Source organism: Heliomicrobium undosum (assembly GCF_009877425.1).
In the GTDB taxonomy this organism is placed as follows: domain Bacteria; phylum Bacillota; class Desulfitobacteriia; order Heliobacteriales; family Heliobacteriaceae; genus Heliomicrobium; species Heliomicrobium undosum.
In genome coordinates, this window is record NZ_WXEY01000008.1 from 48,465 (window position 1) to 74,204 (window position 25,740).

30 protein-coding genes are annotated in these 25,740 nt (G+C 60.1%); 9 read left to right on the forward strand and 21 right to left on the reverse strand.

Translation table 11 applies throughout. The annotated features are described in order from the left end of the window. Positions 1 to 72: 72 nt before the first annotated feature. The 8 genes from GTO91_RS09300 to GTO91_RS09335 form a co-directional block, all read right to left on the reverse strand. Positions 73 to 423, reverse strand: a complete 351-nt coding sequence (locus tag GTO91_RS09300) for a type II toxin-antitoxin system PemK/MazF family toxin (RefSeq protein ID WP_012282784.1) — start codon at positions 421 to 423, stop codon at positions 73 to 75. A 5-nt stretch (positions 424 to 428) separates the two neighbouring features. After that, positions 429 to 698 carry a CopG family ribbon-helix-helix protein gene (locus GTO91_RS09305; RefSeq protein WP_012282783.1) on the reverse strand — a complete coding sequence of 90 codons (270 nt, stop codon included), beginning with the start codon at positions 696 to 698 and terminating at the stop codon, positions 429 to 431. 97 nt (positions 699 to 795) lie between these two features. Continuing rightward, complete coding sequence (alr, locus tag GTO91_RS09310) at positions 796 to 2,037, reverse strand: alanine racemase (RefSeq protein ID WP_161258203.1); 1,242 nt, start codon at positions 2,035 to 2,037, stop codon at positions 796 to 798. Between the two features lie 10 nt (positions 2,038 to 2,047). Further along, complete coding sequence (locus tag GTO91_RS09315) at positions 2,048 to 2,518, reverse strand: CBS domain-containing protein (protein WP_235919426.1); 471 nt, start codon at positions 2,516 to 2,518, stop codon at positions 2,048 to 2,050. A 36-nt stretch (positions 2,519 to 2,554) separates the two neighbouring features. Next, entirely contained in the window at positions 2,555 to 4,102 is a 1,548-nt protein-coding gene (locus GTO91_RS09320) for an NAD(P)H-hydrate dehydratase (protein ID WP_161258205.1), read from the reverse strand. Next, the gene (gene acpS / locus GTO91_RS09325; RefSeq protein ID WP_161258448.1) at positions 4,090 to 4,485 is read right to left on the reverse strand and encodes a holo-ACP synthase; all 396 of its coding nucleotides are present in this window, start codon (positions 4,483 to 4,485) and stop codon (positions 4,090 to 4,092) included. Before acpS ends, GTO91_RS09320 begins: the two co-directional genes overlap by 13 nt. Before the next feature lie 98 nt (positions 4,486 to 4,583). After that, positions 4,584 to 5,060 (reverse strand): chemotaxis protein CheW, encoded by a 477-nt coding sequence (locus tag GTO91_RS09330; protein WP_161258207.1) that lies wholly within the window; start codon positions 5,058 to 5,060, stop codon positions 4,584 to 4,586. Positions 5,061 to 5,123: 63 nt separating this feature from the next. Beyond that, positions 5,124 to 5,642: an ATP-binding protein gene (locus GTO91_RS09335; protein ID WP_161258209.1), complete on the reverse strand. Its 519-nt coding sequence runs from the start codon at positions 5,640 to 5,642 to the stop codon at positions 5,124 to 5,126. A 355-nt stretch (positions 5,643 to 5,997) separates the two neighbouring features. On the opposite strand from GTO91_RS09335, the gene GTO91_RS09340 reads away from it, so the two are divergent. Together GTO91_RS09340 and GTO91_RS09345 are read left to right on the forward strand one after the other, a co-directional pair. Beyond that, positions 5,998 to 6,336, forward strand: a complete 339-nt coding sequence (locus tag GTO91_RS09340; protein WP_268894839.1) for a metal-sensitive transcriptional regulator — start codon at positions 5,998 to 6,000, stop codon at positions 6,334 to 6,336. A gap of 28 nt (positions 6,337 to 6,364) precedes the next feature. Beyond that, positions 6,365 to 8,821 carry a heavy metal translocating P-type ATPase gene (locus tag GTO91_RS09345; RefSeq protein WP_161258212.1) on the forward strand — a complete coding sequence of 819 codons (2,457 nt, stop codon included), beginning with the start codon at positions 6,365 to 6,367 and terminating at the stop codon, positions 8,819 to 8,821. A gap of 49 nt (positions 8,822 to 8,870) precedes the next feature. Here GTO91_RS09345 and GTO91_RS18385 read toward each other — a convergent pair whose 3' ends face one another. Further along, the gene (locus GTO91_RS18385; RefSeq protein WP_268894840.1) at positions 8,871 to 9,005 is read right to left on the reverse strand and encodes a hypothetical protein; all 135 of its coding nucleotides are present in this window, start codon (positions 9,003 to 9,005) and stop codon (positions 8,871 to 8,873) included. A 274-nt stretch (positions 9,006 to 9,279) separates the two neighbouring features. Here GTO91_RS18385 and copZ point away from each other — a divergent pair, with 274 nt between their 5' ends. From copZ to GTO91_RS09375, 7 genes are all read left to right on the forward strand, one after another. Further along, the gene (copZ, locus tag GTO91_RS09350) at positions 9,280 to 9,489 is read left to right on the forward strand and encodes a copper chaperone CopZ (RefSeq protein ID WP_161258215.1); all 210 of its coding nucleotides are present in this window, start codon (positions 9,280 to 9,282) and stop codon (positions 9,487 to 9,489) included. Positions 9,490 to 9,634: 145 nt separating this feature from the next. Next, positions 9,635 to 9,925, forward strand: a complete 291-nt coding sequence (gene rpsF / locus GTO91_RS09355) for a 30S ribosomal protein S6 (protein ID WP_161258219.1) — start codon at positions 9,635 to 9,637, stop codon at positions 9,923 to 9,925. A gap of 52 nt (positions 9,926 to 9,977) precedes the next feature. Further along, the gene (gene rpsR, locus GTO91_RS09360) at positions 9,978 to 10,238 is read left to right on the forward strand and encodes a 30S ribosomal protein S18 (RefSeq protein WP_161258222.1); all 261 of its coding nucleotides are present in this window, start codon (positions 9,978 to 9,980) and stop codon (positions 10,236 to 10,238) included. Positions 10,239 to 10,446: 208 nt separating this feature from the next. Then, positions 10,447 to 11,067: a hypothetical protein gene (locus tag GTO91_RS17760; RefSeq protein WP_170294168.1), complete on the forward strand. Its 621-nt coding sequence runs from the start codon at positions 10,447 to 10,449 to the stop codon at positions 11,065 to 11,067. Between the two features lie 29 nt (positions 11,068 to 11,096). Further along, a complete protein-coding gene (locus tag GTO91_RS09365) occupies positions 11,097 to 11,516 on the forward strand; it encodes a hypothetical protein (protein WP_161258225.1) in 420 nt (139 codons plus the stop codon). An 11-nt stretch (positions 11,517 to 11,527) separates the two neighbouring features. Further along, a complete protein-coding gene (locus GTO91_RS09370; protein WP_161258228.1) occupies positions 11,528 to 12,760 on the forward strand; it encodes a glutathionylspermidine synthase family protein in 1,233 nt (410 codons plus the stop codon). Between the two features lie 27 nt (positions 12,761 to 12,787). After that, on the forward strand, positions 12,788 to 13,177 hold the full coding sequence (locus GTO91_RS09375) for a DUF350 domain-containing protein (protein WP_328793767.1): 390 nt from the start codon (positions 12,788 to 12,790) through the stop codon (positions 13,175 to 13,177). A gap of 49 nt (positions 13,178 to 13,226) precedes the next feature. Here the strand turns inward: GTO91_RS09375 and GTO91_RS09380 are convergent, their stop codons facing one another. The 12 genes from GTO91_RS09380 to GTO91_RS09435 all read right to left on the reverse strand — a co-directional run bounded on the left by GTO91_RS09380 (position 13,227) and on the right by GTO91_RS09435 (position 25,726). Then, positions 13,227 to 15,818 (reverse strand): plasmid pRiA4b ORF-3 family protein, encoded by a 2,592-nt coding sequence (locus GTO91_RS09380; protein ID WP_161258235.1) that lies wholly within the window; start codon positions 15,816 to 15,818, stop codon positions 13,227 to 13,229. A gap of 188 nt (positions 15,819 to 16,006) precedes the next feature. Next, positions 16,007 to 16,867, reverse strand: a complete 861-nt coding sequence (locus GTO91_RS09385) for an ABC transporter permease (RefSeq protein WP_161258237.1) — start codon at positions 16,865 to 16,867, stop codon at positions 16,007 to 16,009. Between the two features lie 3 nt (positions 16,868 to 16,870). Then, entirely contained in the window at positions 16,871 to 17,824 is a 954-nt protein-coding gene (locus GTO91_RS09390; protein WP_161258239.1) for an ABC transporter ATP-binding protein, read from the reverse strand. 84 nt (positions 17,825 to 17,908) lie between these two features. Further along, positions 17,909 to 18,772 carry an anti-sigma factor gene (locus GTO91_RS09395; RefSeq protein WP_161258241.1) on the reverse strand — a complete coding sequence of 288 codons (864 nt, stop codon included), beginning with the start codon at positions 18,770 to 18,772 and terminating at the stop codon, positions 17,909 to 17,911. 175 nt (positions 18,773 to 18,947) lie between these two features. Continuing rightward, positions 18,948 to 20,021, reverse strand: a complete 1,074-nt coding sequence (gene cax, locus GTO91_RS09400; protein ID WP_161258243.1) for a calcium/proton exchanger — start codon at positions 20,019 to 20,021, stop codon at positions 18,948 to 18,950. A 171-nt stretch (positions 20,022 to 20,192) separates the two neighbouring features. Then, entirely contained in the window at positions 20,193 to 20,612 is a 420-nt protein-coding gene (locus GTO91_RS09405) for a 4Fe-4S dicluster domain-containing protein (RefSeq protein WP_161258245.1), read from the reverse strand. A gap of 7 nt (positions 20,613 to 20,619) precedes the next feature. Beyond that, positions 20,620 to 21,171 carry an adenylyl-sulfate kinase gene (gene cysC, locus GTO91_RS09410; protein ID WP_161258247.1) on the reverse strand — a complete coding sequence of 184 codons (552 nt, stop codon included), beginning with the start codon at positions 21,169 to 21,171 and terminating at the stop codon, positions 20,620 to 20,622. Positions 21,172 to 21,313: 142 nt separating this feature from the next. Continuing rightward, positions 21,314 to 21,802: a PilZ domain-containing protein gene (locus GTO91_RS09415; protein WP_161258250.1), complete on the reverse strand. Its 489-nt coding sequence runs from the start codon at positions 21,800 to 21,802 to the stop codon at positions 21,314 to 21,316. A 248-nt stretch (positions 21,803 to 22,050) separates the two neighbouring features. Continuing rightward, positions 22,051 to 22,887, reverse strand: a complete 837-nt coding sequence (gene larE / locus GTO91_RS09420) for an ATP-dependent sacrificial sulfur transferase LarE (RefSeq protein ID WP_161258253.1) — start codon at positions 22,885 to 22,887, stop codon at positions 22,051 to 22,053. Positions 22,888 to 22,983: 96 nt separating this feature from the next. Beyond that, positions 22,984 to 23,766, reverse strand: a complete 783-nt coding sequence (locus tag GTO91_RS09425) for an ABC transporter permease (protein WP_161258256.1) — start codon at positions 23,764 to 23,766, stop codon at positions 22,984 to 22,986. Then, on the reverse strand, positions 23,763 to 24,554 hold the full coding sequence (locus GTO91_RS09430; protein ID WP_161258259.1) for an ABC transporter ATP-binding protein: 792 nt from the start codon (positions 24,552 to 24,554) through the stop codon (positions 23,763 to 23,765). The genes GTO91_RS09425 and GTO91_RS09430 overlap by 4 nt, the downstream gene beginning before the upstream one ends. Positions 24,555 to 24,595: 41 nt before the next feature. Further along, positions 24,596 to 25,726 carry an ABC transporter substrate-binding protein gene (locus GTO91_RS09435; protein WP_235919428.1) on the reverse strand — a complete coding sequence of 377 codons (1,131 nt, stop codon included), beginning with the start codon at positions 25,724 to 25,726 and terminating at the stop codon, positions 24,596 to 24,598. Between the last annotated feature and the right edge of the window lie 14 nt (positions 25,727 to 25,740).

Sequence of the window (25,740 nt, forward strand, 5' to 3'; positions counted from 1 at the left end):
CTCCCCCTCCTGCTGGACATGTTTTGGAGCAAATAGAAAAACCCGGGGGCAATTCCCGGGTTTTTGGTCCCTTCAGATGTCGACGAGCCCCAGACTGATCTCCAGCGCCCGTGCGACTTTATCCATCATTTCATCATCGAGCATGCCGATTTTTTCACGAAGGCGGGTCTTATCGATGGTGCGGATCTGTTCCAGCAAGACGACCGAGTCCCGATCCAGCCCGCTGCGGCGGGCTGGCACTTCCACATGAGTCGGCAGTTTGGCCTTGCTGATCTGGGAGGTGATGGCGGCGACGATGGTGGTGGGAGAGTATTGGTTGCCGATGTCGTTCTGAATGATCAAAACGGGGCGGGTTCCTCCCTGTTCCGAGCCGACGACCGGGTTCAATTCGGCGTAGTAAACTTCTCCTCTTCGTATGGCCATGGGGGCTACCTGGCCAACCTCGCCTCGTACAGGCGCTCCACATCCACCTCGGCGACGAAGCCTTCCAGCGCGAGTTCCAGGTTGATGCGGGCCATTTCGGCATAGCCCCTGCGCATCTGATCGCGCAAGACCTTGCGCTTGTGCTCGCTCATGTATAAATTCACCGCTTCCCGAATGAGTTGGCTGCGGTTCATCTTCTCGGCCATCAATACCCGGTCCAGTTCGTCCAACAATGATTCCGGCAAGGTAACCTGGATGCGTTTCAACTCGGGCACACAGTGCACCTCCCAGGGATAATCCGCCTTCGTACTCCATTATAGTAATTGTGCCCCAAAGTGCGCAAGGGTAACATAGCGCCCCTGCTCATCCAATTTATGGCACATAGTGACGAGGCACCCGCGGCGAGAGGACGCTCAGGATCTCATAGGAAATCGTCCCGTCCGCCCGCGCCCAGTCCTCGACAGGGGCCGTCCGCCAGGCGCCGCCTTCCTGCCAGCGTCCGAAGAGCGTCACCTCGTCCCCTTCCGCCAGTTCGGCGTCGCCGATGTCGATCATGAACTGGTCCATGCAAATCCGGCCGACCTGGGGAAAATAGCGATCTCCCTTATAGGCGCCGATGCGGCCCGACAGGGTGCGCCGGATCCCGTCGGCGTAGCCGAGAGGGAGCGTGGCGATGCGCGTCCGCCGGGGGCAGCGGTATGTACAGCCGTAACTGATCGGCGTCCCGGCGGCGACCTCCTTGATGAAGACGATGCGGGCCTTCAGGGTCATCACCGGCTCCAAGGACGCCCCGTCCCGCCTGACCCCATCAAAGGGGGATGAGCCGTAGAGGGCGATTCCCGGGCGCACCCCTTCGAGATGGGACTCGGGGAGGTCAAGGATGGCTGCCGAGTTGGCCATATGCCGCATCGGGATCTCGAGGCCGGCCTGTTGCAGCCGTCCGGTGATCGTCAAAAACCGTTCCAACTGTTCCCGGGCGAAGGACTTGTCGGGCTCATCAGCCGTGGCGAAGTGGCTGAAGACGCCCTCGACGGAGATCCCCGGCAGCCGGGCGATGGCCAGCATCTCCCGCACACCCTCGTCACCCTGAAAACCGACGCGGCCCATGCCGGTCTCCACCTTCAGGTGGATCCGCGCCGTCCGTCCAAGCCGCACGGCCGCCGCCGAAAGGGCTTCCGCCACCGTCCGGCAGTAGACGGACTGGCTCAGGTCTTCGGCGACAACGCGGTAACAGGCTGACGGCGGGGTGTACCCCAGGATCAGGATGGGCTGTGTGATCCCGGCGTCGCGCAGTTTCAACGCCTCATCCAACAAAGCCACGACAAAGCGGTCTACGCCCTGACGGAGGGCTTCCCGAGCCAGCGCGACGGCGCCGTGGCCGTAGCCGTCGGCTTTGATCACCGCCATCAGGCGAGCCTGCGGTTGAGTCGCTTGGCGCAAGACCCGCAGGTTATGGGCAAAGGCGCCGAGACGGATTTCCGCCCAAGCGGGACGCCCATCGGCAGGGTAAGCTCCAGCGGGTTCTTTCCCATCCACTGTGTATCCTTTAGCCTGGGAGCCGACGGCTATGGGGAAGTTATTTTCGTCGATTTCGCTTTCCAGCGCTGTGTCCATTCGTCGCCCCTCACTCGAAGTCGGTGACAAGCGCCCGGAGGATGTCGGCGCGGGTGACGATCCCGACCAGTTTGCCGTTCCGAAGCACCGGCAGGCGGTTGACCTGCTGCTCCGTCATCAGGCTGGCCATTTCCGAGACCCGGGCCTCTTCCTCGACGGTGATCACGTCGCCCGTCATGATTTCTTCAGCCCTCAGGGCGATGGACTTACGGAATTCCTCTTCAAAGCGCTTGGGGCTTTCCAGGTAGATCATGCCGCCCAGGAGGGAGATGAAGCTGGGGTAGCGGAGGTCTTTATCCTTAAACAACAGGTCCCCTTCGGAAATGATCCCGACAACGCCGCCCTGACGGGAAATGACAGGCACACCGCTGATCCGCTTCTCGATCATCAGTTTGACCACGTCAGCCACAGGGGTATCGGGGTAGACCGTATACACCTCCCGGCTCATGACCTCGGAGGCTAGCAAATCTTTCGAACTCATCAGGCACCCGCCTTTCTCATCCACTGCGTCCCTTTGTCAGGCCGGCTCCAGTTGCAGCCAGGCCTCAGCCAGACTGCCAGCGATATCGCCGGCGTTCATGGCGCGCTGGCCAAGCCGCCGGGCCGAACAATCGCCGGCCAGTCCATGGATATACGCGCCAAGCGCGGCCGCCCGCTCGGCGGCAAGCCCCTGGGCAGCCAGCGCGCCGATAATCCCGGCGAGGACATCGCCGCTGCCGCCGGCGGCCATCCCCGGGTTCCCCGTCGGATTGACGTAGACCTGCCCGTCCGGCGTGGCCACCAGGGTGCGGGCGCCCTTCAAAACGATGACACAACCCCATTCCCGGGCATAGCGCGTCGCCACGCCAGCCCGATCCGACTGGACCGCGTCTGTGTCGCATCCGGCCAAACGGGCCATCTCACCGGGGTGGGGCGTCAGGATGACGGGCCCTCCCGCCGCTGCCAGCAGGTCGATGTTGCCCGCCAGGACGTTGAGGCCGTCGGCGTCAATGACGACCGGTCCGGCGGCGCCTTCCAGGCAGGCGAGGAGGAAATCGGCCCGTTCCGCCGCCCGTCCCAGCCCCGGCCCGACGACAGTGGCCGTAAAGGCGCTTCGATCACGCTCCTGCAGGGACTGCCCGGTCAGACCGCCGGCTTGGTCAGGCAAAGACCAGGTCATCGCCTCGGGAACCTGCGGGGCGACAAGAGGGAGGATCGTTTGCGGGACGGCGACCGTCAGCAGACCGACACCGGCTCGCAACGCCCCCAGCACCGCCAGCACGACGGCGCCGGCCATCCCTGCCTGGCCGCCGGCGATCAACAAATGGCCGAAGTCCCCCTTATGGGCCGTCGCCGGCCGCCGCCGGAGCCAACTCCGGCAGAGTTCCTCCGTCAAAAGCGCCCGAGGGATGTGGGTGCTCTCGATCATCTCCCGTGGCAGGGAGATGTCGGCCACAACGATCTCGCCGGCTGCCGACGCGCCCGGTTCCACAGCCAACCCGAATTTCGGCATCCCCAAGGTGACCGTGACGGTCGCGCGCAAGCAAGCAGAAGGGATTTTGCCGGTATCGGCTTCGAGCCCGGAAGGGAGATCGACAGCCACGACAGGCAGTCCCGCCTCATTGATCATCTCAAAGGCGCGGCCCGCCAGTTCCGGTGTCGAGCCGGCAAAACCGGTGCCGTAGACGGCGTCCACCACCAGATCGGTTGACAGGATCGCCATCCGCAACGCGTTCAGGTCCTTGGGATCCATGAGGGCATAGACCTTCCCGCCCATGCGCTGATAGATGGTGAGATTGGTCAGCGCGTCGCCGCGCACCTCCCGTTCAGAAGCCAGCAAAAAGAGTTTCACCTCAGCGCCGCTGTTGACCAGATGCCGGGCGGACACAAAACCGTCTCCGCCGTTGTTGCCCTTGCCGCAGAGGATCAACACCCGTTTTCCCCGGATGCCGCCGGGGAATTGGCGGGAGACCTCGCGGGCGACCTGAATGCCGGCGTTTTCCATCAGAAGCAGCGAAGGGATGCCAAACTCGTCTGTAGCCCGTGCGTCGAAACGCCGCATCTCCTCCGCCGTCACGAGTCGCATCGCATCGCCTCCTCCCGCTTTGTCCGCCAGGCGATCACGGTGGCGATGGCATGGTCCCGGTCATGGGACAGGCTCACAGACCAGCCGTTCCAGCCTGACTTTTCCACAAGACCTGCGGCAGCGCCGGTGAAAGAGATCCGCGGTTTTCCCGCAGGATCGCGCAGGACCTCCATCTCTGTCAGGGCCGGCGAGCAGCCTGCCGGCAACGCCTTGATCACCGCCTCCTTGGCGGCGAAGCGAGCGGCAAAAGACTGCCAGGGGTTGGGCCGGCTCTCGCACTCGGCGATCTCGGCCGGTGAAAAGACACGCCGCAGAAAACGCGGATGCCGCTGCGCCGCCTCGCGGATGCGCGAAATCTCTACGATGTCACAGCCCACAGCCATGGAATCCACGGAAATCGTCGCCTCACAGTTGTTCTAAAATAGTATATCCTGAGAATAAATGCCAAAACCCTGTTTGACATACAGGGTTTTGGCGTTTTTTACAACGGTCGGGCTTGCAGTTCGGCTTTTTCCCGTTCCGTCAAAATTTTGTCGAGATCCAACAAGATAAGCAGGCGTTCGTCCACTTTGCCGACGCCTTTTAGGTAGTCCGAAGAGATGGTGCTGATCATCGGCGGCGGCGGTTCAATGGCGCTCTGGGGCATCCGCAGCACCTCGGTGACGGCGTCGACGATGATGCCCACCGTATGGCGTTCCACATTGACAACGATGATCCGCGTATTCGCCGTATGTTCTTCCTGGGCGAGGCCGAAACGTTTTTTCAGATCGATAATCGGGATGATCTTGCCCCGCAGGTTGATGATCCCCTCGACAAAGGAAGGCGCCTGCGGGATCTTGGTCGGGGTCAACAGCCGGTTAATCTCCTGCACCTGCGTGATGGGCACCCCGTATTCCTCCGTGCCAAGCCGGAAGACGACCAATTGGATCTCACCCGAATCGCCCTTGATTTGGCTCATATGCCGTTCCTCCCTTCACTGCCTGCCTCCGGGCAGGCCCCTCGATCAACGTATCGCCGCAGGTTATTCCCCGCGAAGGTATTTTACGAGCCGGATCGTATTGCCATTTTCATTGAAGGTCACTTCATCCATGGCGGCCCGGATGAGCAGCAACCCCCTCCCCGTCTCACTGAGCAGATCAAAGGCTGCCACCTTTCGGGGATTAAACCCGTCGCCTTGATCGGAGATCTCCACCCAAAAATGGTCCTCTCCCACCGAAAAGCGGACGGTCACCTCTTTTTCCGGACTTTCCCTGTTCCCATGGACCACTGCATTCACGAGCGCTTCGATCAGGGCCAGCTTGATGAAGTCTAGGTCCATCGCCTCCCAGGGGAGGGTTCTCACTTCGCCGATCACCCGCTCAACCGCTGCTTCCACATGGGCCAGGGAACTGGCGAATCGTACAAGTTCTATCGCCGCCATCAGGTTCTCCCTTCCTTCGGACGATTCACTTCGCTTCCGAAGCCCCCCCCTCCCGAGCACCGGCGCATCGAGCGCCTCGTCTCGGTCCGCATCAAAGGAAAAGCATGGTTTCCTCATCATGAATACTTGTCGCCGCGGTTCGGATTCTCTTTTTCCAATGCACCTATTCGAGTCGTCGGGCCGGATATCCTCCAACACCGCCTCAACAGGAGCAAAGGCGTCTACTTCTCAATTCTGCAATGCCTGCAACGTTAACCTTTCCCGGATTCGAACCATTGAATCTCGGGCATCCAGCGGCGTTCGCGATGGTGCATTTCTTGGTGTACCCGTTTTATTTCGCCACAGGGGGCCAGATTCCTTTTGCCTCTGTGTAATCCCTGTCGAAATCAGAAATACTTGTTGACAGCCTTTGTGTGATAGGGTACATTTTGACCAGATACCCTACCGGGGGTATCGTAATGAAGGGAGGCTGCCGATGAAAACGAGCGACGACAGAGAGACGTCCGGGGAATCTTCCTCTCTCATCGATGGGGCGAACAGTCCGCCGCTGCCGGCGCGAAACCGGCAAGACCTGATCAACCGCATGCGCCGGCTCGAAGGGCAGGTTCGCGGGATCACCAAGATGATCGAAGACGAACGCTACTGCGTCGATATCCTCTTCCAGATCAGCGCCGCCCGGGCGGGCCTGCAAAAGGTCGGTCTTTCCATCCTGGAAAACCACACCCGAGGCTGTGTGACCTCCGCCATCAAGGAAAATCGCGGCGACGAGATGGTGGCCGAACTGATCGATGTGCTTGATCGCTTCATGAAATAACAAATCCCAACGGAAGGAAGGATTGTCCATGACGGACAGTTCCGGCGGTGACAACGCCGCAGTCGCCAAAGTAACCCTGCCTGTGTCCGGGATGACCTGCGCCGCCTGTTCGAGCCGGGTGGAACGAGGCTTGCGCAAACTCCCCGGCGTGACGGCCTGCAACGTCAACCTGTCCATGGAGAAGGCCACCGTCGAATATGACGCTTCCGCAACCGGCGTGGACCGCTTCGTGCAAAAGATCGCCGACCTGGGCTACACAGTGCCGGCAGAACGGATCGAACTCGCCCTCGGCGGCATGTCCTGCGCCGCCTGCGCCAACCGCATCGAACGGAAACTGAACCGCCTCCCCGGCGTGATCAATGCCTCTGTCAATCTGGCGACGGAAAAAGCCGTCGTCGAATTCTACAGCGGCGAAGTGGAAGCCGGCGATCTGATCGGGGCCGTTGTCGCTCTCGGCTTTCAGGCCCGCCTGGCCGAAGCGGTCGAAAGCGCCGACAGCGAGCAGGAGGCGCGGCAGCAACAGTTGCGCCGCCAGTGGCTCCTCTTCGGGGCGTCGGCGACCCTCTCGCTGCCCATGCTGCTCGTGATGATCGGCGAAATGACCGGTCTTTCCCTCCCCGCCTGGCTGATCGCCAAGCAGACCCAGTTTCTCCTGGCGACGCCGGTCCAGTTCGGCGCCGGTTGGTCCTTCTACAGAGGCGCCTGGAAGGCCCTAAAAAACGGCGGGGCCAATATGGATGTTCTCGTCGCCCTGGGCACGTCGGCCGCCTACTTCTACAGCGTCTATTTCACCTTTTTCAGCCCTGCCGCCCACCACACCTATCATGTCTATTACGAGACCAGTTCCATCCTGATTACGCTGATCCTGCTCGGCAAGACCCTCGAAGCCGTGGCCAAGGGCCGCACCTCCGAGGCGATCAAAAAACTGATGGGCCTCCAGGCCAAAACGGCCCGTGTCATCCGGGGCGGCCGCGAGTTGGACATCCCCGTGGAAGCGGTGCTCGCCGGCGATCTGGTCGTCGTCCGCCCCGGCGAAAAGATCCCTGTCGACGGCGTCGTCGAGGAGGGCGCCTCCGCCGTCGATGAGTCCATGCTGACCGGCGAGAGCCTGCCTGTCGACAAGCAGTCCGGCGACACCGTCATCGGCGCCACCCTCAACAAGCAAGGCAGCTTCAAGTTCCGGGCCACCAAGGTGGGCCGCGACACCGCCTTGGCCCAGATCGTCCGCGTCGTCGAGGAGGCCCAGGGCTCCAAGGCGCCCATTCAGCGACTGGCTGACACCATCTCCGGTTACTTCGTCCCAGTCGTCGTCTCCCTGGCCGTCATCACCTTCTTTATCTGGTATTTTGCCGTTGCGCCGGAAAACTTCACCCGGGCGTTGCTGAACTTTACGGCCGTGCTGGTCATCGCCTGCCCTTGCGCCCTCGGCCTGGCGACGCCGACATCGATCATGGTGGGCACCGGCAAGGGCGCTGAAAAAGGCATCCTCTTCAAGGGCGGCGAACACCTGGAAAACGCCCACAAGGTCACGGCTGTAATCCTCGATAAGACGGGGACGATCACAAAAGGCAAGCCCGAATTGACCGATCTCATCGGCCTCGGCGGCTGGGCAGGCCGGGAAGCGGAACTGCTGACCATCGCCGGACGGGTGGAAAAACCCTCAGAGCATCCCCTGGCCGAGGCGATCGTAAAAAAGGCCTCCGAATCGGGTTCCCCCATAAAGGATCCGGAACGCTTCCAGGCCATCCCCGGCCATGGCGTCATCGCCACCGTCGACGGGCGGAAAGCGTTGTTAGGCACGCGCCGCCTGATGGCGGAACAGGGCCTTTCCTACCAGGAGCATGAGACGCTCCTGGAAAGACTGGAAAACGAGGGCAAGACGGCCATGCTGCTCGCCCTGGACAGCCAGGTGATTGCCGCCATCGCCGTAGCGGACACGGTCAAGGAATCATCGGCCCAGGCCATCGCCGAACTGAAGGCCATGGGGATCCAGGTCTGGATGATCACCGGCGACAACCGCCGCACCGCCGAGTCGATCGCCCAAAAAACGGGTGTCGACCATGTCATCGCCGAGGTGCTCCCGGAAGACAAGGCCCGGGAGGTGCAAAAGCGCAAAGAGGAAGGCCATGTGGTGGCCATGGTCGGCGACGGCATCAACGACGCGCCCGCCCTGGCCATGGCCGATGTGGGCATGGCCATCGGCACCGGCGCTGATGTGGCCATGGAGGCAGCTGACATCACCCTCATGTCGGGCGACCTGCGGGCCATCGCGGCGGCCATCCGCCTCAGCCGGGCCACCATGGCCAATATCCGCCAGAATCTGTTCTGGGCGATGATCTACAACAGCCTCGGCATCCCTGTGGCGGCTGCCGGTTTGTTGAGTCCCGTCATCGCCGGGGGGGCGATGGCGTTCAGTTCCGTCTCGGTGGTCATGAATGCCTTGCGGTTGCGGCGGTTTGAGCCGTACCGTCCTGAGCAACCCTGAACTGTCCATTACATCGTTTGAATAGTGCAGGGGGAAGCGGGGCCGTTCGCTACGCGTTCCGCGGCGGCTCGCTGGCCGGTTCCGCTGGCGCGCCAAAGGCTCTGGGGTTTTTCTGCATGTCGATGGCGCGCCGGACGCTCCACCGGCTGCGCTCGCTCTTCGCCGCTCCACGCAAAACGCTCACGGCCCCGCTTCCCCCAGACACTTTGCTGACATTCCGTCCATTGCATAGCGAATGCTGTTGGATTCGCGCCTGGGAACTCGGAAGGTCGCTGTTGCTAATTTATTGGTCATTTACTTCTTTGCTTGAATACCGATGAATGCCGAGAAGTCATTTACAATGCTTCTTCGTCGCTTGAATACCAAAAAAAACTCGAAGGCTTTTTGTCTGAAAAATGTTACCTCGCTACTCACGGCCTCACCGGCCGGCAGTAAAATAAATTTTAGGAGGGCTCCCTATGACGGATGTTACGTTGAAGGTTGAAGGCATGTCCTGCGGGCACTGCAAGGCGGCGGTGGAGAAGGCGCTGAAAGGGCTGCCGGGTGTGGCGGCGGTAGCGGTGGACCTGGCGGCCAAGGAGGTTGCGGTCCGTTTTGACGGGACCGAGATCGGGATCGACGCCATCAAGAGCGCCATCGACGATGCCGGGTATGACGTTGTCTCCTAACGTTCTACTTCCCTCAGCAGAGATATTTTCGATTTTTCCTTGCGCAGTCAAGTAAACTGTGATAAATTCTATAGTTGTGTGGCTTCACGCCACTCCCTGCTCCGTTCATGAGACGGGGCCATATGTCCGAAGGGAGGTGCCGATTGTGCGCGAATACGAAGCCGTAGTGCTGGTTCGCCCCAACCTGGAAGAGGAGGCCCTGCAAGGGGTCATGGACAAGTTCGTCAACCTTATTCCCCAACAGGGTGGCGAGATTGTCAAGGTGGACAAGTGGGGGAAACGCCGTCTCCAGTACGAAGTCAAGAAGTTCAAAGAGGCTTTCTACTTCCTCATGAACTTCAAGGGCGAACCTGCTGTCGCCCATGAACTGGAGCGCGTCATGAAGATCTCGGATGACATCATCCGCTTCCTGGTCGTCCGCAAAGACGAACAGTAAAACCCGCCCGCCGAATCATCTATCCTTCCAGAGGGAAAAGGAGGTTTGAACCATGCAAGACAGAGGCGACAAGCCTGAACGCAAAGGCCGCAAGGGACGCCGTCCCCGCCGCCGCATCTGCTTCTTCTGCGTCGACAAGATCGAAACGGTCGATTACAAAGAAGTGGGCAAACTGCGCAAGTACATCACCGAACGGGGCAAGATTCTTCCCCGCCGGGTGTCCGGTTGCTGCGCCAAGCACCAGCGCCAGTTGACCAACGCCATCAAGCGGGCCCGCCACGTGGCCCTGCTGCCGTTCACTGTGAACGAGTAGAACCTGGTTTTTTTCGAAACCGGAGAGATCTAAAAAAAGGATCGCTCCGGTTTCGTTTTTTTGTAGGTTTTTTATGCTGAATGTCGAATTTTTCCCTTGCGCGTAACGCTCGGCGCAGTGACCAATTCCCTAAGGCGACCGAATATGATGTCGGAGAAACTTTGTCGCCTACCCTGGGACTCCCGCTCCCGGAAAGGAGTGATCCTCTTTGAAACCACTGTTCGCGCCTGGTTCCGCCCCGCCCGAACGGCCTTCACGGGAAGAGGTCGCCTCAATTTCCGACTCGCCAGGCGAACCGTTGGAAACCCTTCTCGCGGACGGCTCGGGCCGCCGGATCCCCTGGCGCAAGACGGTCGCCCTCGCATCTGTGCTGGGTATGACCCTAGCGACAACGGGCTGTTCGGACGATCCTCCGCCTCCGCCCGACGATGGGCAAATCAATGCCGCTCAAGAGGTTTTCTACGAGGAAGAAGAAGATGTCGACGACAATGACATTTTCGTCTACAGCGGCGGCCACTACTACCCCTATCGCAGTTACAACGGTTCCATGGCGGGAAACACCATCGTCCGTAAAGATAACGGGACTTATGTGCCTTATACGGGGTCTAAGCACCCCCCTTCATGGACAGCAAATCCCGGTTACGTAAAGCCGGCAACCAGCGCCTCCAGGCCGACGACGTCGAGCGGCGTCGGCACGGTAACCCGAAAGTCGAGCGGCGGTTCCAGCAGTTCATTCGGCTCTTCCGGTTCCTCTTCCAGCTTCGGTTCATCCTCCTCCGGCGCCCGGTCCAGCTCCTCCGGGCTCGGTTCCTCCTCGAGCGGCGGCTGATTTTGACGATATCGAAAGGAGGATCCCCCATGCAACTCATCATGGATGTGGATCAAGCCATGGCATCCCTCTCCTTGAACAAAACAGCGCCCCTATCCGCCGAGGTCGTAGAAGACGTGCTCATCCGCCTGGAAGAACAGCAGCGCCATTACCTCCTCACCTACTACCCGCAGGCAGGCGAGCGCCAGGAACACTGGCTGGTGCAAATCCCCGAATCAGTGGGCCAGTATATGCCCAAAGAACCTCTGGCCCCGACGGTGGAAGCGGCCCTGACCAAGTGGCTCTTGCAGCGCTGGGTGCTGGTTGACGGCGATATGGCCATCACGCTGGCTGAAGGTCTTTGCGCCCTGGGGTTGTCCTATCTCTGCCTCTACCATCCCCTGTCGCCCCAGGAAGAGGCTCACTTTGAGTTCCGCAAGCCCGAGTGCCAGGGCGCCCTGCTCTTTTAGGGGGGATAATCTTGCGCATCTCCCCCGTTTTGTTGGAAGACCGGGAGTCTTATCTGGATCGCTGGGAAGCTGTGGCCGAGAGCTTTGAAAAGAACTTCAACTTTTCCTGGGCTTTTGACGCTCAGGGACAACACTTTCTCAACCTGCACGCCCTCGTCCTGACGGCAGAAGAGGACGCGGCTATCCGTGAGGCGCAAGGGCGGGTGACGGAACTGTTCCATGCCGTTGCCCTCTTCCTTGACAGCCATCCCGAAGCCCTCGACGCGCTCGGGATCCCGGATATCCTGAAGCCCCTATGCTTGCGCCGCCCTCTCCCCTATCTGACCGCACTCGGGCGTTTCGACTGGTATCTGACGAAGGATGGGCCAAAGTTGCTCGAATTCAACAGTGAGACGCCCTTTGGTCAGATGGAGGCCTGCCGGTTGCAGCCCGAACTGGCCCACCTGTTTCATCCCGGTCTGACAGACCCCAATGCAGATATCTCTGACCGGCTCGGCGAGGGGCTGCGCGATTCCTTCCGCCGCCAGGGTGGAACAAGCGAATCGGTGACCGCCATCGTCGGCTTCTGCGCCGATCCTGAAGAATTGTCCATCCTGACACTGATCCGGGAACTGGCCGACTACCCCTGCCGTGTCCTGATCGGCGATGTAAAGGCCCTATCAGTGAATCATGCCGGTCAACTGTGCCTAGGCGGCGCGCCGGTGGACCTGTTGCAGTCCTTCTATTCCGTCGAGTGGTATGCCCGCGATCCCGGCGGTCCCCAGTTTGTCGGCTGCCTCGCTCAGGGACAGGTTCGGCTGATCAACCCGCCCTCCACCCTGATCCTGCACTCCAAGGCGCTCTTCGCCCTGCTCTGGTTGATCGCGCCCCAACTGGCGGCGCCCCTCCGTCAAGCCGTCGAGCGCTATATCCCTTACACGGCCCTCGATCCCGATCCCCTGCTCGGCCGGCCCGCTCTGATCAAACCCCTGCACAACCGGGAGGGCCTCGGCATTGTCCACTGCGAGTTCCTTTCCCTCCATGAGGCGACAAGGGATGACGTGATCTACCAGGAACGGGTAGACGCCATCGCCGTCCTTTTTCCGACGATGCGCAACGGCAGGATCCGGGAGCGGCGCCTCTTGCCGACGATCGGCGCCTTCTGCGCCAAAGATGAATTGATCGGCTATTACACCCGGCTTAGCCCCTTGATCGTGGGGCCCCGGGATGTCTGCTGGGCGCCCACCCTGGTTGAGAAAAACTGACAGGAGGGAGCGATTTCATTGGTTCCGGTGAACTTTTTCAACGCCCTGCTGTATTTCGCCGTCTCGGCTTTGATCCTGTTGGTCGCCGTCTGGGTCTTCTTCCGGGTCACCCCTTACAATGACGCCGAGGAGATCCAGAAAGGCAACGGAGCCGTCGGCCTCACCCTGTTTTCTAAAATGGTCGGCCTCGCCTTGATCCTCTGGTCGGCCATCTCCCACAACGACACCCTGTCGGAGACAGCCATCTGGGGTTCTTTCGGCGCCGCGCTGATGATCTTCTCTTACCTCCTCTTCGACTGGCTGACGCCCAATTTGGCCACCCGGGAAGAACTGCAAAAAGGCAACATGGCCGTCGCCTGGATCCAATCAGGCATCTTCATCACCCTCGGCGTGATCATTAACGCCTGCATCAGCTAAGACGAAAGCCCGCTTTTCCTCAGAAAGGCGGGCTTTTCATATGCTGCGTCTACTCTTCAACCGCTTCAGACGCCTTCAGGCGCCGCTGCGGCGCCTCCGGCAGATCGATGACCACCCGGGGGTACAGGACACCCGGCTCAGGCGGAACGATGTCCCGCACCCGGATTTCAAAGATATGTTCGTTGTCAAAATCAAAGAGATAGGCGAACTTCTGCCTGGACCGGAGATTCAACCGGATCAACTGGGCGTTCTTTGCCTGGGCGGCTGAACCGGTGCGCGGTCCGCCGAACTCGGCCGCTTTGTCGAAAAGCTGGTTGTTGAGATAAAAAGCGTAGCGGCGATCATCCTTCCAAGCAAAGGCCTGCTGGATGATCTCGTGCAACTGGTGCAGCGTCTGTTCCCCGGCCACCTCCACGTCGCGCGAGAGGCCTGGCGCTCCTTTTTGTTGCACACGGAAGCGATAGATCGATCGTCCGGCACTGTCCGGAATGTCACCAGCGGCAGGATCGCCGGCTGTTCCTGCCGTGAGGATTGCAAGCGACCTGCGCAATAGGCGCACCACCTCTCCCAATGCTTCCCAACCCGCATCAGCGAGGTATGCATCCCAGGACAGTTCCCGCTCTTTTCGCCGCCGTTCAAAGTGCTCCCGCAACGGTTTGACGAGCCGGTCCTCGACCTCCAGGCAACCGAGCAGGCAGCAACGGTCCATTCCCAGCGGAAGCAGACGGGCGAAGAAGGACCGGCCCACCTCGGGGGGATCAAAGTAGCTATTCAGACGGAGTTCCCGTTCCTCATCACGCAACAAGTCCCGGAGGCGGCAGCAGCTTTCCGAGCGCCACTCGAGGACCCTGTACAGTCCAAAAGGTTGATCTCGCCAATCCTGAAGCACCTCAGCCAGGCGGGGGTGGAGCAGATCGGGTTCGTGGCGCAGGCCGGGTGGGTGGCGATCCGACGGCAGGGCCATGGCCAGGTATTCGAGTAGTAAGCCCCGGGCGAGCGAATTCGGGCGCAGCAGCAGTTCGGGAGAGGCGCCCATCCGGTTGCCCAGAAGAACGATGGCCTGGGCCAGATCGGTCCGTTCACCGCCATCGAGCCACTCGCTCCAGGCGCGCAACACCTGGGACCAGTAAACCTCCGGCGCCGGCGGACCCTGGAGTTCCTGTCGCCACTCCTCCGGCAGCCCAAGGCTCTCCGGGTTCAACACCGACACCGCCTTAACCAATCCCCGGCGCCAATCGTCAAAAGAATGGGCGTCGACGCTGCGCAGACGCTCTGAAAAGGCCGGATACAGCCATAGGGGCAGTCGCCCCTGCTCCGTAGGCGGAGACGCCCGGTTGAAGAGGCGCCGCTCCCACAACTGGATGCGGCTTTCATCCTTGCCCAGGATGATCAGTTCCCCTCCTACAAGGAAGAAACTGCAACGGTGGTCCTGCCCTTCGTCGAGCAGGCTCTTCCAATGGGAAGGCCGCTCTTCCCAGTAGTAGTTGACCCGCAGGAGGGGAGCGAAAAGCTCCTCACTGCCGTCCAGATACCCGGTCACCCGGAGCAGGTTGCGCCTTACGTCATAGACCCGGTACAGAAAGGGCTCACGCAGGCGCTTCAGCTTTTCGACCATTGTTAAGTTGTGCGGTTCCGATGCCTTGACCGTCTGGACCCACCAGTGCACTCCGGCGTGGTAAAGGGTAATTTCCAGTTGCGATTCCACACAGGGATGACCGAGAATGTCCAGGATCAGCGGCTTTTCGATGACAGAACTCTTGAGCCAACGGACGCTGTACCGGCGTGTCTCTTCCGAACGGCCGGAACGCGGCGCCATTTCCGGTAATGAACGCAGGTGGACATGCTCCGATTTCCAAGGCGAGATCAGCGCAACATTCAGCAAGTCCTCCACCAAAAAATCGACCGCCCCGCCGCCTCCTTGGACACCGGGCCGGCGCCCGTTATCCGGATCTTTCCGCTGCGCCATCCGCTGGCGCATACGGGCATGGATGCGCCAAGGCGCCAGGGGCTCGCTCACGGGAAGATCGACCTCTAGAAGACGCGCTTCTAGGGCCTGCCACCAGGGGAGCCCATCGGGAACGCCGAGGGGACCCCGGAGCGCCCCTTCCAGCTCATAATCCAGGTTCTGCCAGGCATGGAGCCAGGTGAAGATCGTATCTTCCTGCGACATGCCGCGGGGACGGAGCTTTTGCAGCAACCTGCGGCTCTGTTCCGCCGAAAGCGCAGGCAGCGGCTGCAACCCGCCGATCAACCTGCCCAGTTCCGGCCACTGCTCACCGATGACGGTGAGGTTGTCCCTGCTGCCATCGATGGCCTGCCAATGCCGGATCAGCGACTGGACAGACTGCCCCATTTCCTCCCGGCTGACGGGAACCTCCTTGTTGAGTCCGCTTTCCCACTGCCATTCCTGCCGGCTCATCTCTTGCCAGAGCAGGAAAGACGCGTCAGCGGGATTGAAACTCAATTGTCCCAGGCAAACCGTCAACGACTTGCCCCGGCCTTGCCAGGCGGCGCGAAAACAGAACACCGAATGGAACCAGCGGATTTCCCTCTGCGCATAGGCGCCAATAAAGGCATGCCCCGTTATCCCTTCCCGGATTTCCCCCTTCCGGTTCAGGGAAAGGATGTTCGACTGGCTCATCGGTCGATTACCCTTCTTTCTCACCCAATAAAAATGCCCCCGTGTGAACGGGGACCCAGAAAAACTTTTCTGAAGTTCTGTTGTGTCAATGTTTTCCAAGGTCCCGGAGCGCCAGACATGCCCCCCGAGAGATACGGATTGTTCTTTTATACGCTATCCTATTCGCTGCGTCCCCTTGCATTCCTGCCTTACAGATCCTTTTTCTCAAAATAGTGGACAGCCAAAGCCACGGCAGTGATCAGATAGGCCATCGCGTAGATGACCATGGCGCCGCTCGGCGGAGACGCGGCGCCGAAAGGACCCTGCGCCAGAGCGGCCACCGGGGCGGCTTCCTGGACCGTCACAACCGTCATCAGTTTGCGAAAGAGGGCGTCGATGGGGATGACGAGACTGACAGTGATACCGATATCGACAAGGGCGGCTTTGTGAACGATGCTTCCGATCTGTTCCAAAAAACCGCCCACCGACGCCAGCACATAGAGGATCACCGTCACGATCCCGGCGGTCAGGGGACGCAGGAGGGTGCTGAAGAGCATGGCCGCCGCCAGCAACACCAGGGGCTGCAAGACAAAGAGGAATGCGCCGTAGAGGCCATGACCCGCGTCGAGCAAAGCAAGGGTCTTCCCGTTGTAGAACCGGTTCAGGAGCAGGATGCCGCCGTACAACAGCAGCCCAAATCCGGCGAGCATGGCGGCGTGGCCGGCAAACTTGCCCACGATGACGGCCCGGCGGGTCAGAGGCTTCGATACAAGGGCATGGAGCAGCCCAGTTTCCACCTCAGTGGCGATGGCGCCCACGCCGGCGAGCATCGCCAGCAGGGTCATCAGGAACGAAGAGAAATAGAGGCCCGATCCCAGCAGTTGGTTGCCCACGATCTGGCGCAGCACCGGCTGCTGCCCTCGCAATGCCTGCAATCGCTCAAACTCCCGGGCAGCGAAATCAAGGCCGATGGCGTACAGCAGCAGGAAAAGCAGCGAGAGCAGGAGAGCCGCCAGGAAGACCTTCTTGCGGGCGGCTTCCTGAAAGGTGAGACGGGCAAGAATCAGCATGGCTCAGGCCCCCTCGACAAAGTGCAAGAATAAAGTCTCGAGGGATTCCACCTGCGTCGTCACCTCATGGACAGCCATTCCCGCCTCGACAAGCGCCTGAACAAGACGCGGCGCGGCGGGGCTCCCAGCGTCTACGGTGAAGACGAGTTCCTCCAACGCCATGCCGGCGGCCTTTCCGTCTTTTTCTGCATGGAGGCTTCGCTGGGAAACTAAGGGGAACCCTGCGGCGGAAACAGCCGCTGCCAGACGCTCCTGTGAGGCGCCGGCCACGACAGCGCGGATCCGGCTCGCCTGCGCGGCCAGTTCCCGCCAGTCCCCCTGGTAGATGAGCCTCCCGCCCTTGATGATGGCGATTCGGTCACAGACCGTCTCCAGTTCGCTCAGGAGGTGGCTGTTTAGGAAGACCGTCACACCGGCATCCCGGAGCCTCGCCAGCAGTTCCCGGACCTCCTTGCGGCCGAGGGGATCGAGAGCCGATGTGGGTTCATCGAGAAAGATCAGTTCCGGATTCGGCAACAGGGCGCAAGCCAAGCCGATGCGTTGCTGCATCCCCTTGCTGTAGCTGCCGACAGTCCGATCGGCCCATTCCTCCATCCCGACGAGCCGGAGCACCTCCGGCGCGCGCCGCGCCGACTCTTCCGGCGTCAACCCGTACAGGGCGGCGTGCAGGCGCAGCAAGTCCGCTCCGGTCAGCCAGTCGTGGTAACGAAAATTTTCCGGCAGATAGCCCACCTTGCGCCGGATATCCACATCGCCGAGGGGCTTTCCCAGGATGCGCGCCTGTCCCTCTGTGGGGTGGATCAGGCTGACGAGCATTTTGACCAGGGTGCTCTTGCCGGCGCCGTTCGGTCCCAGCAGACCGAAGAGGGCGCCGCGAGGGACCTGGAGGGAGATCTCCCGGCATCCTCCCGTTCCCCCGTAGGTCTTGGTGAGCCCCTCAGTTTCTATGGCAAACATCCGTTTCTTCCCCTTTGCTTTGCGCGCTTTCGGATTGAGCCTGTCATTTCAAACCTGATTTTTTCCGCTTCTCGACAACGGCGGTTATCGCAGCGAGCGGGCCAACCGGACCGCTCCTTCCCTGTCCAGTTCCCCTTCCATCCGGTAGAGGATTCCGCTGTCGACCCAGAAGAGACAACTCTGCCCGCTGTGAACATTTTTCGCGAAAAGTGCTTCTGTTCCGCCGATGTCCACCTTTTCCATGCGTCCCTCAGCATAGGGCACAACCATCGTCCGCTGCCAATCATCGATGGCGGCCAACTGGCTCCGCAGGTCGGCTGGCAGGATCGGCAGATTGAGCAGTGACTTACGCAGAGCGGCGGCGTCCAGTCCCGGCGGGACCGTCATCTCGGGGCTGGCAAACTGGTCGAGAAGAAAGGCTTGTCCACCCTCTGCCCGTTCATAGACCAAACGCGCTCCGGCGGGTATGCCGACGCGAAAAGCTTTCCCCGATAAATCGGGCGGGATCAGGTCCTGCGCGCCGAGCCCCTCTAGCAGCCGGTTCACTTGATCCGCCTGGAGACGGAACTCAGCGAGGCCGCCCGTAAAGAGGGTCACCGTCTCAGCCCGCCGTAGACCGTTGGGGAGTTGGGAGGGCTGTTTTACGGCAAAGGGGAGTCGCTTTTGGGCCTCGCCAAGGGTGACAGGCAGGAATTCCGGTTTTTCAATGATCTCGACTGCGCCGAACTGCTGGAGATCCACCTCGCCCACGTGGGAACGGATCGTCTGTGCCATCTGGTCCAACTGTTCCTGGGTGATCTTTACCGCCTGCATCCGCTGCACTCGGAATAGAGAGAGAAAATCGGCGGTCGCCTGCTGTACCGGCGGAAGCGTTAATGCGCTCGCCAGCAGGGCTGTAGCCGATGTGGCAACCAGAATCTTTTTCCAGCGACTGTTAAGACTGTTCATATCAAGTTCTCCCCTTGTCGATTGGATAGAATGGACGTTGCCTGGCAAGACTTCCTTTAAAATCAATCTTTCGCTGTTTTTGCCGCGACTATGCATCGGTCATTGCGAAAAAAAACCGCCGCCAGCATGTTGACACGCTGGCGGCGGCGACTTTTCTAAACTTGGCAACGTTGTATTAGGCGAAGGCAAAGCCGATGGCGACGATGGCGTAGGTGGCCAGGAGCATGAGCCCTTCCAGCCAGTTGGTCTCGCCGTCTTTGCTGATCGACTTGGCAATCCAGACGGAAAGCACCATGGCCACCAGTTCGAATTCGTTAAAAACCATGGTCATCGGCTGGCCGAAGATCAGGCCGGCCAAGACCAGCAGCGGGGCGACGAAGAGCGCGATCTGGATGCTGGAGCCGATGGCGATCTCTGTCGCCACTTCGATTTGATTCTTGGCGGCCATCAGGACGGCGCTGCTGTGCTCTGCCGCATTGCCGATGATGGGAATCAAGATGATGCCGATAAAAGCCTCCGGCCAGCCGAGGGTGGCCACGGTGTGTTCGAGCGAACCGACGAGCACTTCGCTGGCGAGGGCGACGGCGATGGTGGAGATGACGAGAACGGCCAGGGCTTTCCGCTTCGACCATCCTTCGCCATGGTTGCCCTGTTGCGGACCCTGCTGTACGTCTTTCCCCGAGCCGGTCAGGGCGCCCGCTCTGGCGCCGGCATGGCGGAAGCCGAAGTAGAGCACCGCAGCGTACACAAGCAGGAGAATGACGGACACCCCGACAGAGAGTTTCACCGATGCGCCGTCGACAGCAGAATGGTAGTGCATAAAGAGGGAAGGCACCAGCATGGCGATTACGGCGAGCAGCAGGGTGGTGGCGTTGATCTTGGCTGTTTCCGTGCAGAAGCGCTGGACGCCGTGGAGCAAACCTCCGACAAGGACCGACAACCCGAGGACGAGCAGGATGTTGCCGATGATCGAGCCGATGATCGACGCCTTGACCACCTCCAGGTGGCCGGCTTTGAGGGCAAACAAAGCGATGATCAGTTCCGTCGCGTTGCCGAAGGTGGCATTGAGAAAGCCGCCCAACTTGGGCCCCATATGTTCGGCCAGTTCCTCCGTCGCATGGCCCATGTACCCAGCCAGGGGCAGGATGCTCAAGGCAGCAGTGAGGAAGGCCCAGCCGCTCTCGGGATCGCTCCAGCGGAAGTAGACCATCAGCGGGAGTGCGATTAAGAGGTAACGTAGGTATTTCATCGAGTCCCCTCCGCAAGTGTTGATTCCAATCTATTTTACGGCATCTTGCCCGGCCTTTTCCAGCAAAGGCGCTGTTTCATCATAAAAAATTTACGTGAGCCTGCGAAGAGGCTCACGGTTCCAAGCTTCGGTATATATTATCGGCGTTCCGGCGATATCCTTCGATTCTGTTCATGTTTCCACCGGGATTCGCCGGTTGAGCACCTCAAGCACCTTTACCCGCCCATCGGAAAAACGAATCGTCCACCGGATGGTATCTTTCCCCATACTCGCTTTTAGAATCGCGCCGTCCGTGCCATCCTCTCCGTTTGGCAGACGCAAAGCCAGCGCGCCGCGTGGACAAACCTTGAGGCATGCCGTGCAGTCCCAACAGAGAGAGGGCTCCCGGTACTGTATTTTGCCGTCTTCCCCAGGCGTCAACAGGTTTCCTGGGCAGATGGCGGCGCACCGGTACCCTCCTCCACAACCATTGCAAAGTTCCCGGTCGATTAACACAACCACCGATACACCCACCCTTCCGGCGAAACGACGCGGCGACTTTGCCGCCGCCGCATCGGTGGTTCTCCCCATGTCGGGTTTAGCCGCGCCCATTCCATATCTACAGGTACCCCAGCGCCTCCAGCTTGCGGATGATACGCCGCGCGCTTTCTTCCGGGGTGGCCCGGTGTGTCTCCACGACCAACTCGGGATCGAGCGGTTCCTCGTAGGGTTCCGTAATCCCGGTGAACCAACGGATCCCCCCGGTCAGCGCTTTCTGGTAATGACCCCTAACGTCCCGGGCCATGCAGGTCTCAAGGGGCGCCTTGAGAAAAACCTCGATAAAATTGCCGCTGTGCTGGGCGCGCACATATTCACGCATCTCCCGGTAGGGCGAAGGAACAGCGGAAATGACAGACACTCCGTTGCGGGACAAAAGTTTCGCCAGGTAGGCCAGCCGCTTGATCTGGTTATACCGCTCCTCCCGGATCAGTCCTGATTCAGAAAACAGGTGCTCACGCACCTCGTCGGCATCAAGGATTTCTACTTTCCGCCTGCGTGCTTCAACCTCCGGCCCGATGATGTGGGCAAGGGTCGATTTTCCACTTCCCGACAGACCCGTCAACCAGAGCGTAAAACCCGACTCTTTCTTGGGAACGGTTTGGTGAAACATCGGACCCCCATCCTTCCGCCCCCGCAACACTGTCCATTCATACCCAGTCCTGTTGTTGACATACCGCAAAAAAGGTCCTGCGTTGTTCTCCACTGTATGCGCCGGGGCTGTCGCCGGTGACGATATGCTCTCTGTCCTGCTCCTACATATCGGAAGTGGACGTCAGCGAGTCATCTGCCCTCTGCTTGGTCTGGATCGGGCATTCGTCTTTCGCGCAAAAATTGCAATGAATGGTCATGTTGGCAATATCCCTTTTCTGCAAGAAAGATTCCGCATTATAAATTTGGACACGGAGGAGATTTTCCTTTTCCTCATTGGAACTGACAAATTCCACTCCGTACCGGAACAATTCTCCCTCTTCCCTTCTCCAGACGATCCGAGCGTTTTCCTTTAATAGGCCCGACAGCCGGGTGCGCAAATGCATGGTGAGTCCCGGATACTCTGTCGCTGTGGGAAAGCGCAGGTGTGACAGCAGTTGGGCGCCGCCTGGGCTGATGTTCACTACACAGAGATCAATGGCATCGCTCTGCCGGATTTGTCCGGCTCTATTTTCCACGGCCAGTCTGACCGTGGCGCATAAAGGTTTGTCTTGCAGAGACAACCGTTGATGTTTTCTTCGCTCTTCGCCCATCGCATGATCCTCCGCCTTCGCCGCTACGTAATCCAGCCCACCATATTACATCCTGATTTTCCCTTTTCTAATATTAATACTGGAGCAATGCCTTTTCGTCAACGAAAATCTATGCCACCAAAAGAAAAAAATCCCCCTTTCAGGTCCGGTAAGGAAAATCGGCCTGAAAAGGGGGATTTGTCTTGTCTACATCCGTCTTCGTCGATTACATGTTTCGTCTGTAACGTCCAACAACAAATCGGTTCGGTTCAGCTTTCCTCACGCCCACTCTCCAATACCTCATTCAGGCTGCCGGTCCGGTAACCGGTCAGGTCGAGTGTCACATAAGTGAAGCCGAGACTTTTCATATAACGGACGACATCTTCGGCATGTTCCGTGATCCTGCTGAGGCTCTCCCGTTCCACTTCGATGCGCAGCAGGCGATCATGAAAGCGCGCCCGCACCTGATAAAAACCGAGACGTTTCAGGTACTGTTCGGCCTTTTCCACCCGGTCCAGACCTTCCAAGGTGATGGGGGTTCCGTAGGGGAAGCGCGAAGAAAGACAAGGGGAGGCGGCCTGGTTCCAGGTGGGAAGGCCAACTTCCTTCGAAAGGGATCGGATCTCCGCCTTCGTCAGCCCAGCCTCCAACAGGGGGCTGCGGACATTCATCCGTCTCGCCGCCGTCATCCCCGGGCGGTAATCGCCCACATCATCGGCGTTGTTGCCGTCGAGGATGAAGGGGATCCGGCGTTCGCGCGCGATTTGCCACAAGGTCTCGAAGAGGGCCGTCTTGCAGTGGAAACACCGATCCGGACCGTTCTTGACGAAAGCTTCCCGTGTAAACTCGTCAGTGGGGACTGTCAACAGCGTGGCGCCGATGCGCCCGGCCAGTTCTTGGGCCTCGGCGATCTGATGCTTGGGCACCGTCTCTGAAATCCCCATAACCGCCAGCGCCCGGTCCCCCAGGACATCATAGGCCGCTTTAAGAAGGAAGGTGCTGTCGACACCGCCGGAAAAAGCGACCAGGACTTGGCCCATTTCCCGCAGCGCCGCCTGTAGCGCAGCATATTTCGCATCCCTTGCTGCAACCGTCGTTGTCGTCATCTGCCCTTATGCCTCCATCGTTAGAGATTGCCCCTACTATTTCGGCGCGCCGACCTTGTCATCCTCCCCACAATCCCATTTCATCATCAAGATCTCTCAATGACGGATCCTGTGCCAGCGCAGCAGGTGATCGGTGAGGCGGCGATAGACGGTCATCAGCAGGAGCACAACCGCGCCGATCACGACGATCCCGGCCACCACCCGGCTGTAATCGGCAAAATCGGAGAAGTACTTTACATACCACCCGAGTCCGCTGGTGGCGCCGATCATCTCGGCGGCGGTGAGCAGAATGAAGGCCATCACGAGGCTGATGGAACCGCCGGAGAGGATATGGGGCATGGCGCCGGGAAACAGCACGCGGGTCAAGAGGTCCCAACGGCTGACCCCCAGCGTTCGGGCCGAGTCGACGAGTCCCCTTTCAACCGACTGGACACCGGCGACCGTGTTGATAAAGAGGGGCCAGAAGGCGCCGATAAAGATGACGAAGACGGAAGAGGCGGTAAAGGTAGGCAACAGGGCGATGGCGTAGGGGATGTAGACGATAGGCGGTATGGGCCCCAACAGGTTGGTGACCGGTTCGATGGCCCGATGCAAGCGGCGTTGCCAGCCGACCACCAGGCCCAGCGGGATGGCCGTCGCCACAGCCAGAAATAAGCCGCTTGCCAGGAGATAAACGGAACTGACGATGCTTTTGCCAAAGACGGAGGCGTCCTCCCAGAGCAGCCGGGCCACCTTTTGGGGAGCAGGAAACAAAAAGGGATCGAGAATGTCCACTGCATTGGTGGCCAGCGCCCAGGCCAAGAAGATGGCGGCCAGGATCAACAGGCGGTCTCGCCAGGTTTGCCCCCCATCTCCGCCGCTCATATCCCTGCCGGTCATATCCCCGCCCCTCCTTCCACCTTCTCCAGTTCTTCCAACAATCCGTCCTGCAACAGCGTCAGGATGTCGTTGCGCAACACCCGGTAGCCCAGATCTTGGGCCATCTGGAACCGTTTGCGCGGGCGTGTGAAGGGAACGTGGAACACCCGCCGAATCCGGCCGGGACCGGGGGAAAAGACAACGACCCGGTCGCCCAGGTAGATCGCCTCGTCGATGTCATGGGTCACAAGGACGACGGTCCGGGGGCGTCCCGATTCCTGGCGCAATCGCAGCAATAGGTCCTGCAGGTAGATGCGATTCTTGGCGTCGACGGCGCCGAAGGGCTCGTCCATCAGATACACTGGCGCATCGAGGGCAAAAGCGCGGGCGATGGCCACCCGCTGCCGCATGCCCCCTGACAGTTCGCCGGGGTATTTGTTCCGGGCTTCGCCAAGCCCCACCAGTTCCAGGTAGCGCTGGGCTGACTCCCGGGAGCCGTCACCGACCTGTCGGAGGGCGAAACGGATATTTTCGAGGGCCGTCATCCAGGGAAAGAGGGAGTAATCCTGAAAAACGACGGCCCGGTCTGGACCGGGCCCTTCGATAGGTCTTCCCTGCAAGGTGATGGCGCCCTTCGTCGGCGATAGCAGGCCGGAGAGCAGGCCGATGGTGGAACTTTTTCCGCAGCCGCTGGGGCCTACCACAGTGATGAACTCGCCTTCCCTGATCTCAAGATCGATGTCTTGCAGGACCCAGCGCTCATCGGCGGGGTACTTCAGGGCGACGGATTCCATGCGCAAAAAGGCCACCAGGGTTCACGTCCTTTCCCGACGAGGTCTTCATCTCTTATTTATAGGTTGTTGACCTTGTATTCAGCCTCTAATCGGCTGTAGGTGGCATTGCCGGGCTCCGCTGCTCTCAGTTGTTCGAGAGCTTCCTTGTAAATGGCCGGTTCGATGAAACGGCTGATATCCAGATCGCTTTGGATGTAGCCGTCCTGCTTCATCGCCTCCCAGAAGGCGGTGAACCGTTTTTTGTCCGGATCAGGGATGCTGTGAATATGCCCGCTGTAGGTCGACTTTTCGAGCAATTCCTTGTCGATCTTCACGTAATTGGCAAGGATGTTGACGGTCTCATCCTGATTCCGGGTGTAGAAATCATAGGCGCGGATCAGCGCCTTGTCGAAGCGGACGAAAGCATCCCTTTTGGCTTTCAGCGTCTCGTCCATCGCCACCACCCGGCAGCAGACGTGACCGGGCATGTAGCTCGATGACCAGTCTGCCACCTTCAACCCCTGCTGCTCCGCCATCTCGGAGAAGGGCGCCCAGACGTTCCCCGCGTCAGCGGCGCCTTTTTTGATGGCTTCGATGACAGCAGCCGGCGAATCCAATTCCATGATCGTGACCTGGCTCTTCCAGTCGATACCGGCCTGGGAGAGCCCGTAGCGCCAGACAGCGTCGCCTGTCGACATGCGGACCGTGGCGATCCGCTGGCCGACAAAACCTTGGGGCGTTCGGAAGCGGTCGACGTTCTCTGGCTTGGCCACAATCCCGTGGCCTTCGCTCTGCATACCGGCGATGACGACGAAAGGCGTTCCCTTGGCGATGAAGGTCTGCGGCGCCGCCGTTCCGAAAGCGCCCGTGTCCAGCTTGCCGCTCTTGATGGCGTTCAACCCCTCGCCGGAGTTCGTGAACTGGAACATCTCCACATCCAGGCCTTCCTGGTCAAAAAAGCCTTTGTCCTTGGCGACGAAAAAGAGGACATCACCCGGGGTCGGCAGATAACCAACGTTCAGCTTGATCTTCGCGCTAGTGGCCGGTGCTGCGGCGTCCTTGGCGGCTGTTTTCTTTTGCCCCTGGGCGCCGCATCCGGCCGTTGCCAGGGCGGTCACAGCGAGGATCATCGCGCCGGCGATCACTTTTCGCAACGCCGGTTTTTGCATCCATTGAATCCATTGAGACCGGTGCATGAATTGCTTCAATTGCTTCACTCTCC

What these genes read in the sequence shown, in the direction of transcription:
- GTO91_RS09395 (WP_161258241.1), bottom strand. Translation starts at nt 18,772, where the DNA reads ATGAACAGTCTTAACAGTCGCTGGAAAAAGATTCTGGTTGCCACATCG.
- acpS (WP_161258448.1), bottom strand. Translation starts at nt 4,485, where the DNA reads ATGGCTGTGGGCTGTGACATCGTAGAGATTTCGCGCATCCGCGAGGCG.
- GTO91_RS09335 (WP_161258209.1), bottom strand. Translation starts at nt 5,642, where the DNA reads ATGATGAGGAAACCATGCTTTTCCTTTGATGCGGACCGAGACGAGGCG.
- GTO91_RS09380 (WP_161258235.1), bottom strand. Translation starts at nt 15,818, where the DNA reads ATGAGCCAGTCGAACATCCTTTCCCTGAACCGGAAGGGGGAAATCCGG.
- cysC (WP_161258247.1), bottom strand. Translation starts at nt 21,171, where the DNA reads ATGTTTCACCAAACCGTTCCCAAGAAAGAGTCGGGTTTTACGCTCTGG.
- GTO91_RS09320 (WP_161258205.1), bottom strand. Translation starts at nt 4,102, where the DNA reads ATGCGACTCGTGACGGCGGAGGAGATGCGGCGTTTCGACGCACGGGCT.
- GTO91_RS09300 (WP_012282784.1), bottom strand. Translation starts at nt 423, where the DNA reads ATGGCCATACGAAGAGGAGAAGTTTACTACGCCGAATTGAACCCGGTC.
- GTO91_RS09345 (WP_161258212.1), top strand. Translation starts at nt 6,365, where the DNA reads ATGACGGACAGTTCCGGCGGTGACAACGCCGCAGTCGCCAAAGTAACC.
- alr (WP_161258203.1), bottom strand. Translation starts at nt 2,037, where the DNA reads ATGGACACAGCGCTGGAAAGCGAAATCGACGAAAATAACTTCCCCATA.
- GTO91_RS09385 (WP_161258237.1), bottom strand. Translation starts at nt 16,867, where the DNA reads ATGCTGATTCTTGCCCGTCTCACCTTTCAGGAAGCCGCCCGCAAGAAG.
- copZ (WP_161258215.1), top strand. Translation starts at nt 9,280, where the DNA reads ATGACGGATGTTACGTTGAAGGTTGAAGGCATGTCCTGCGGGCACTGC.
- GTO91_RS09315 (WP_235919426.1), bottom strand. Translation starts at nt 2,518, where the DNA reads ATGAGTTCGAAAGATTTGCTAGCCTCCGAGGTCATGAGCCGGGAGGTG.
- GTO91_RS09390 (WP_161258239.1), bottom strand. Translation starts at nt 17,824, where the DNA reads ATGTTTGCCATAGAAACTGAGGGGCTCACCAAGACCTACGGGGGAACG.
- GTO91_RS09365 (WP_161258225.1), top strand. Translation starts at nt 11,097, where the DNA reads ATGCAACTCATCATGGATGTGGATCAAGCCATGGCATCCCTCTCCTTG.
- GTO91_RS09340 (WP_268894839.1), top strand. Translation starts at nt 5,998, where the DNA reads ATGAAAACGAGCGACGACAGAGAGACGTCCGGGGAATCTTCCTCTCTC.
- GTO91_RS09425 (WP_161258256.1), bottom strand. Translation starts at nt 23,766, where the DNA reads ATGACCGGCAGGGATATGAGCGGCGGAGATGGGGGGCAAACCTGGCGA.
- GTO91_RS09330 (WP_161258207.1), bottom strand. Translation starts at nt 5,060, where the DNA reads ATGAGCCAAATCAAGGGCGATTCGGGTGAGATCCAATTGGTCGTCTTC.
- larE (WP_161258253.1), bottom strand. Translation starts at nt 22,887, where the DNA reads ATGACGACAACGACGGTTGCAGCAAGGGATGCGAAATATGCTGCGCTA.
- cax (WP_161258243.1), bottom strand. Translation starts at nt 20,021, where the DNA reads ATGAAATACCTACGTTACCTCTTAATCGCACTCCCGCTGATGGTCTAC.
- rpsR (WP_161258222.1), top strand. Translation starts at nt 9,978, where the DNA reads ATGCAAGACAGAGGCGACAAGCCTGAACGCAAAGGCCGCAAGGGACGC.
- GTO91_RS09415 (WP_161258250.1), bottom strand. Translation starts at nt 21,802, where the DNA reads ATGGGCGAAGAGCGAAGAAAACATCAACGGTTGTCTCTGCAAGACAAA.
- GTO91_RS09405 (WP_161258245.1), bottom strand. Translation starts at nt 20,612, where the DNA reads ATGGGCGCGGCTAAACCCGACATGGGGAGAACCACCGATGCGGCGGCG.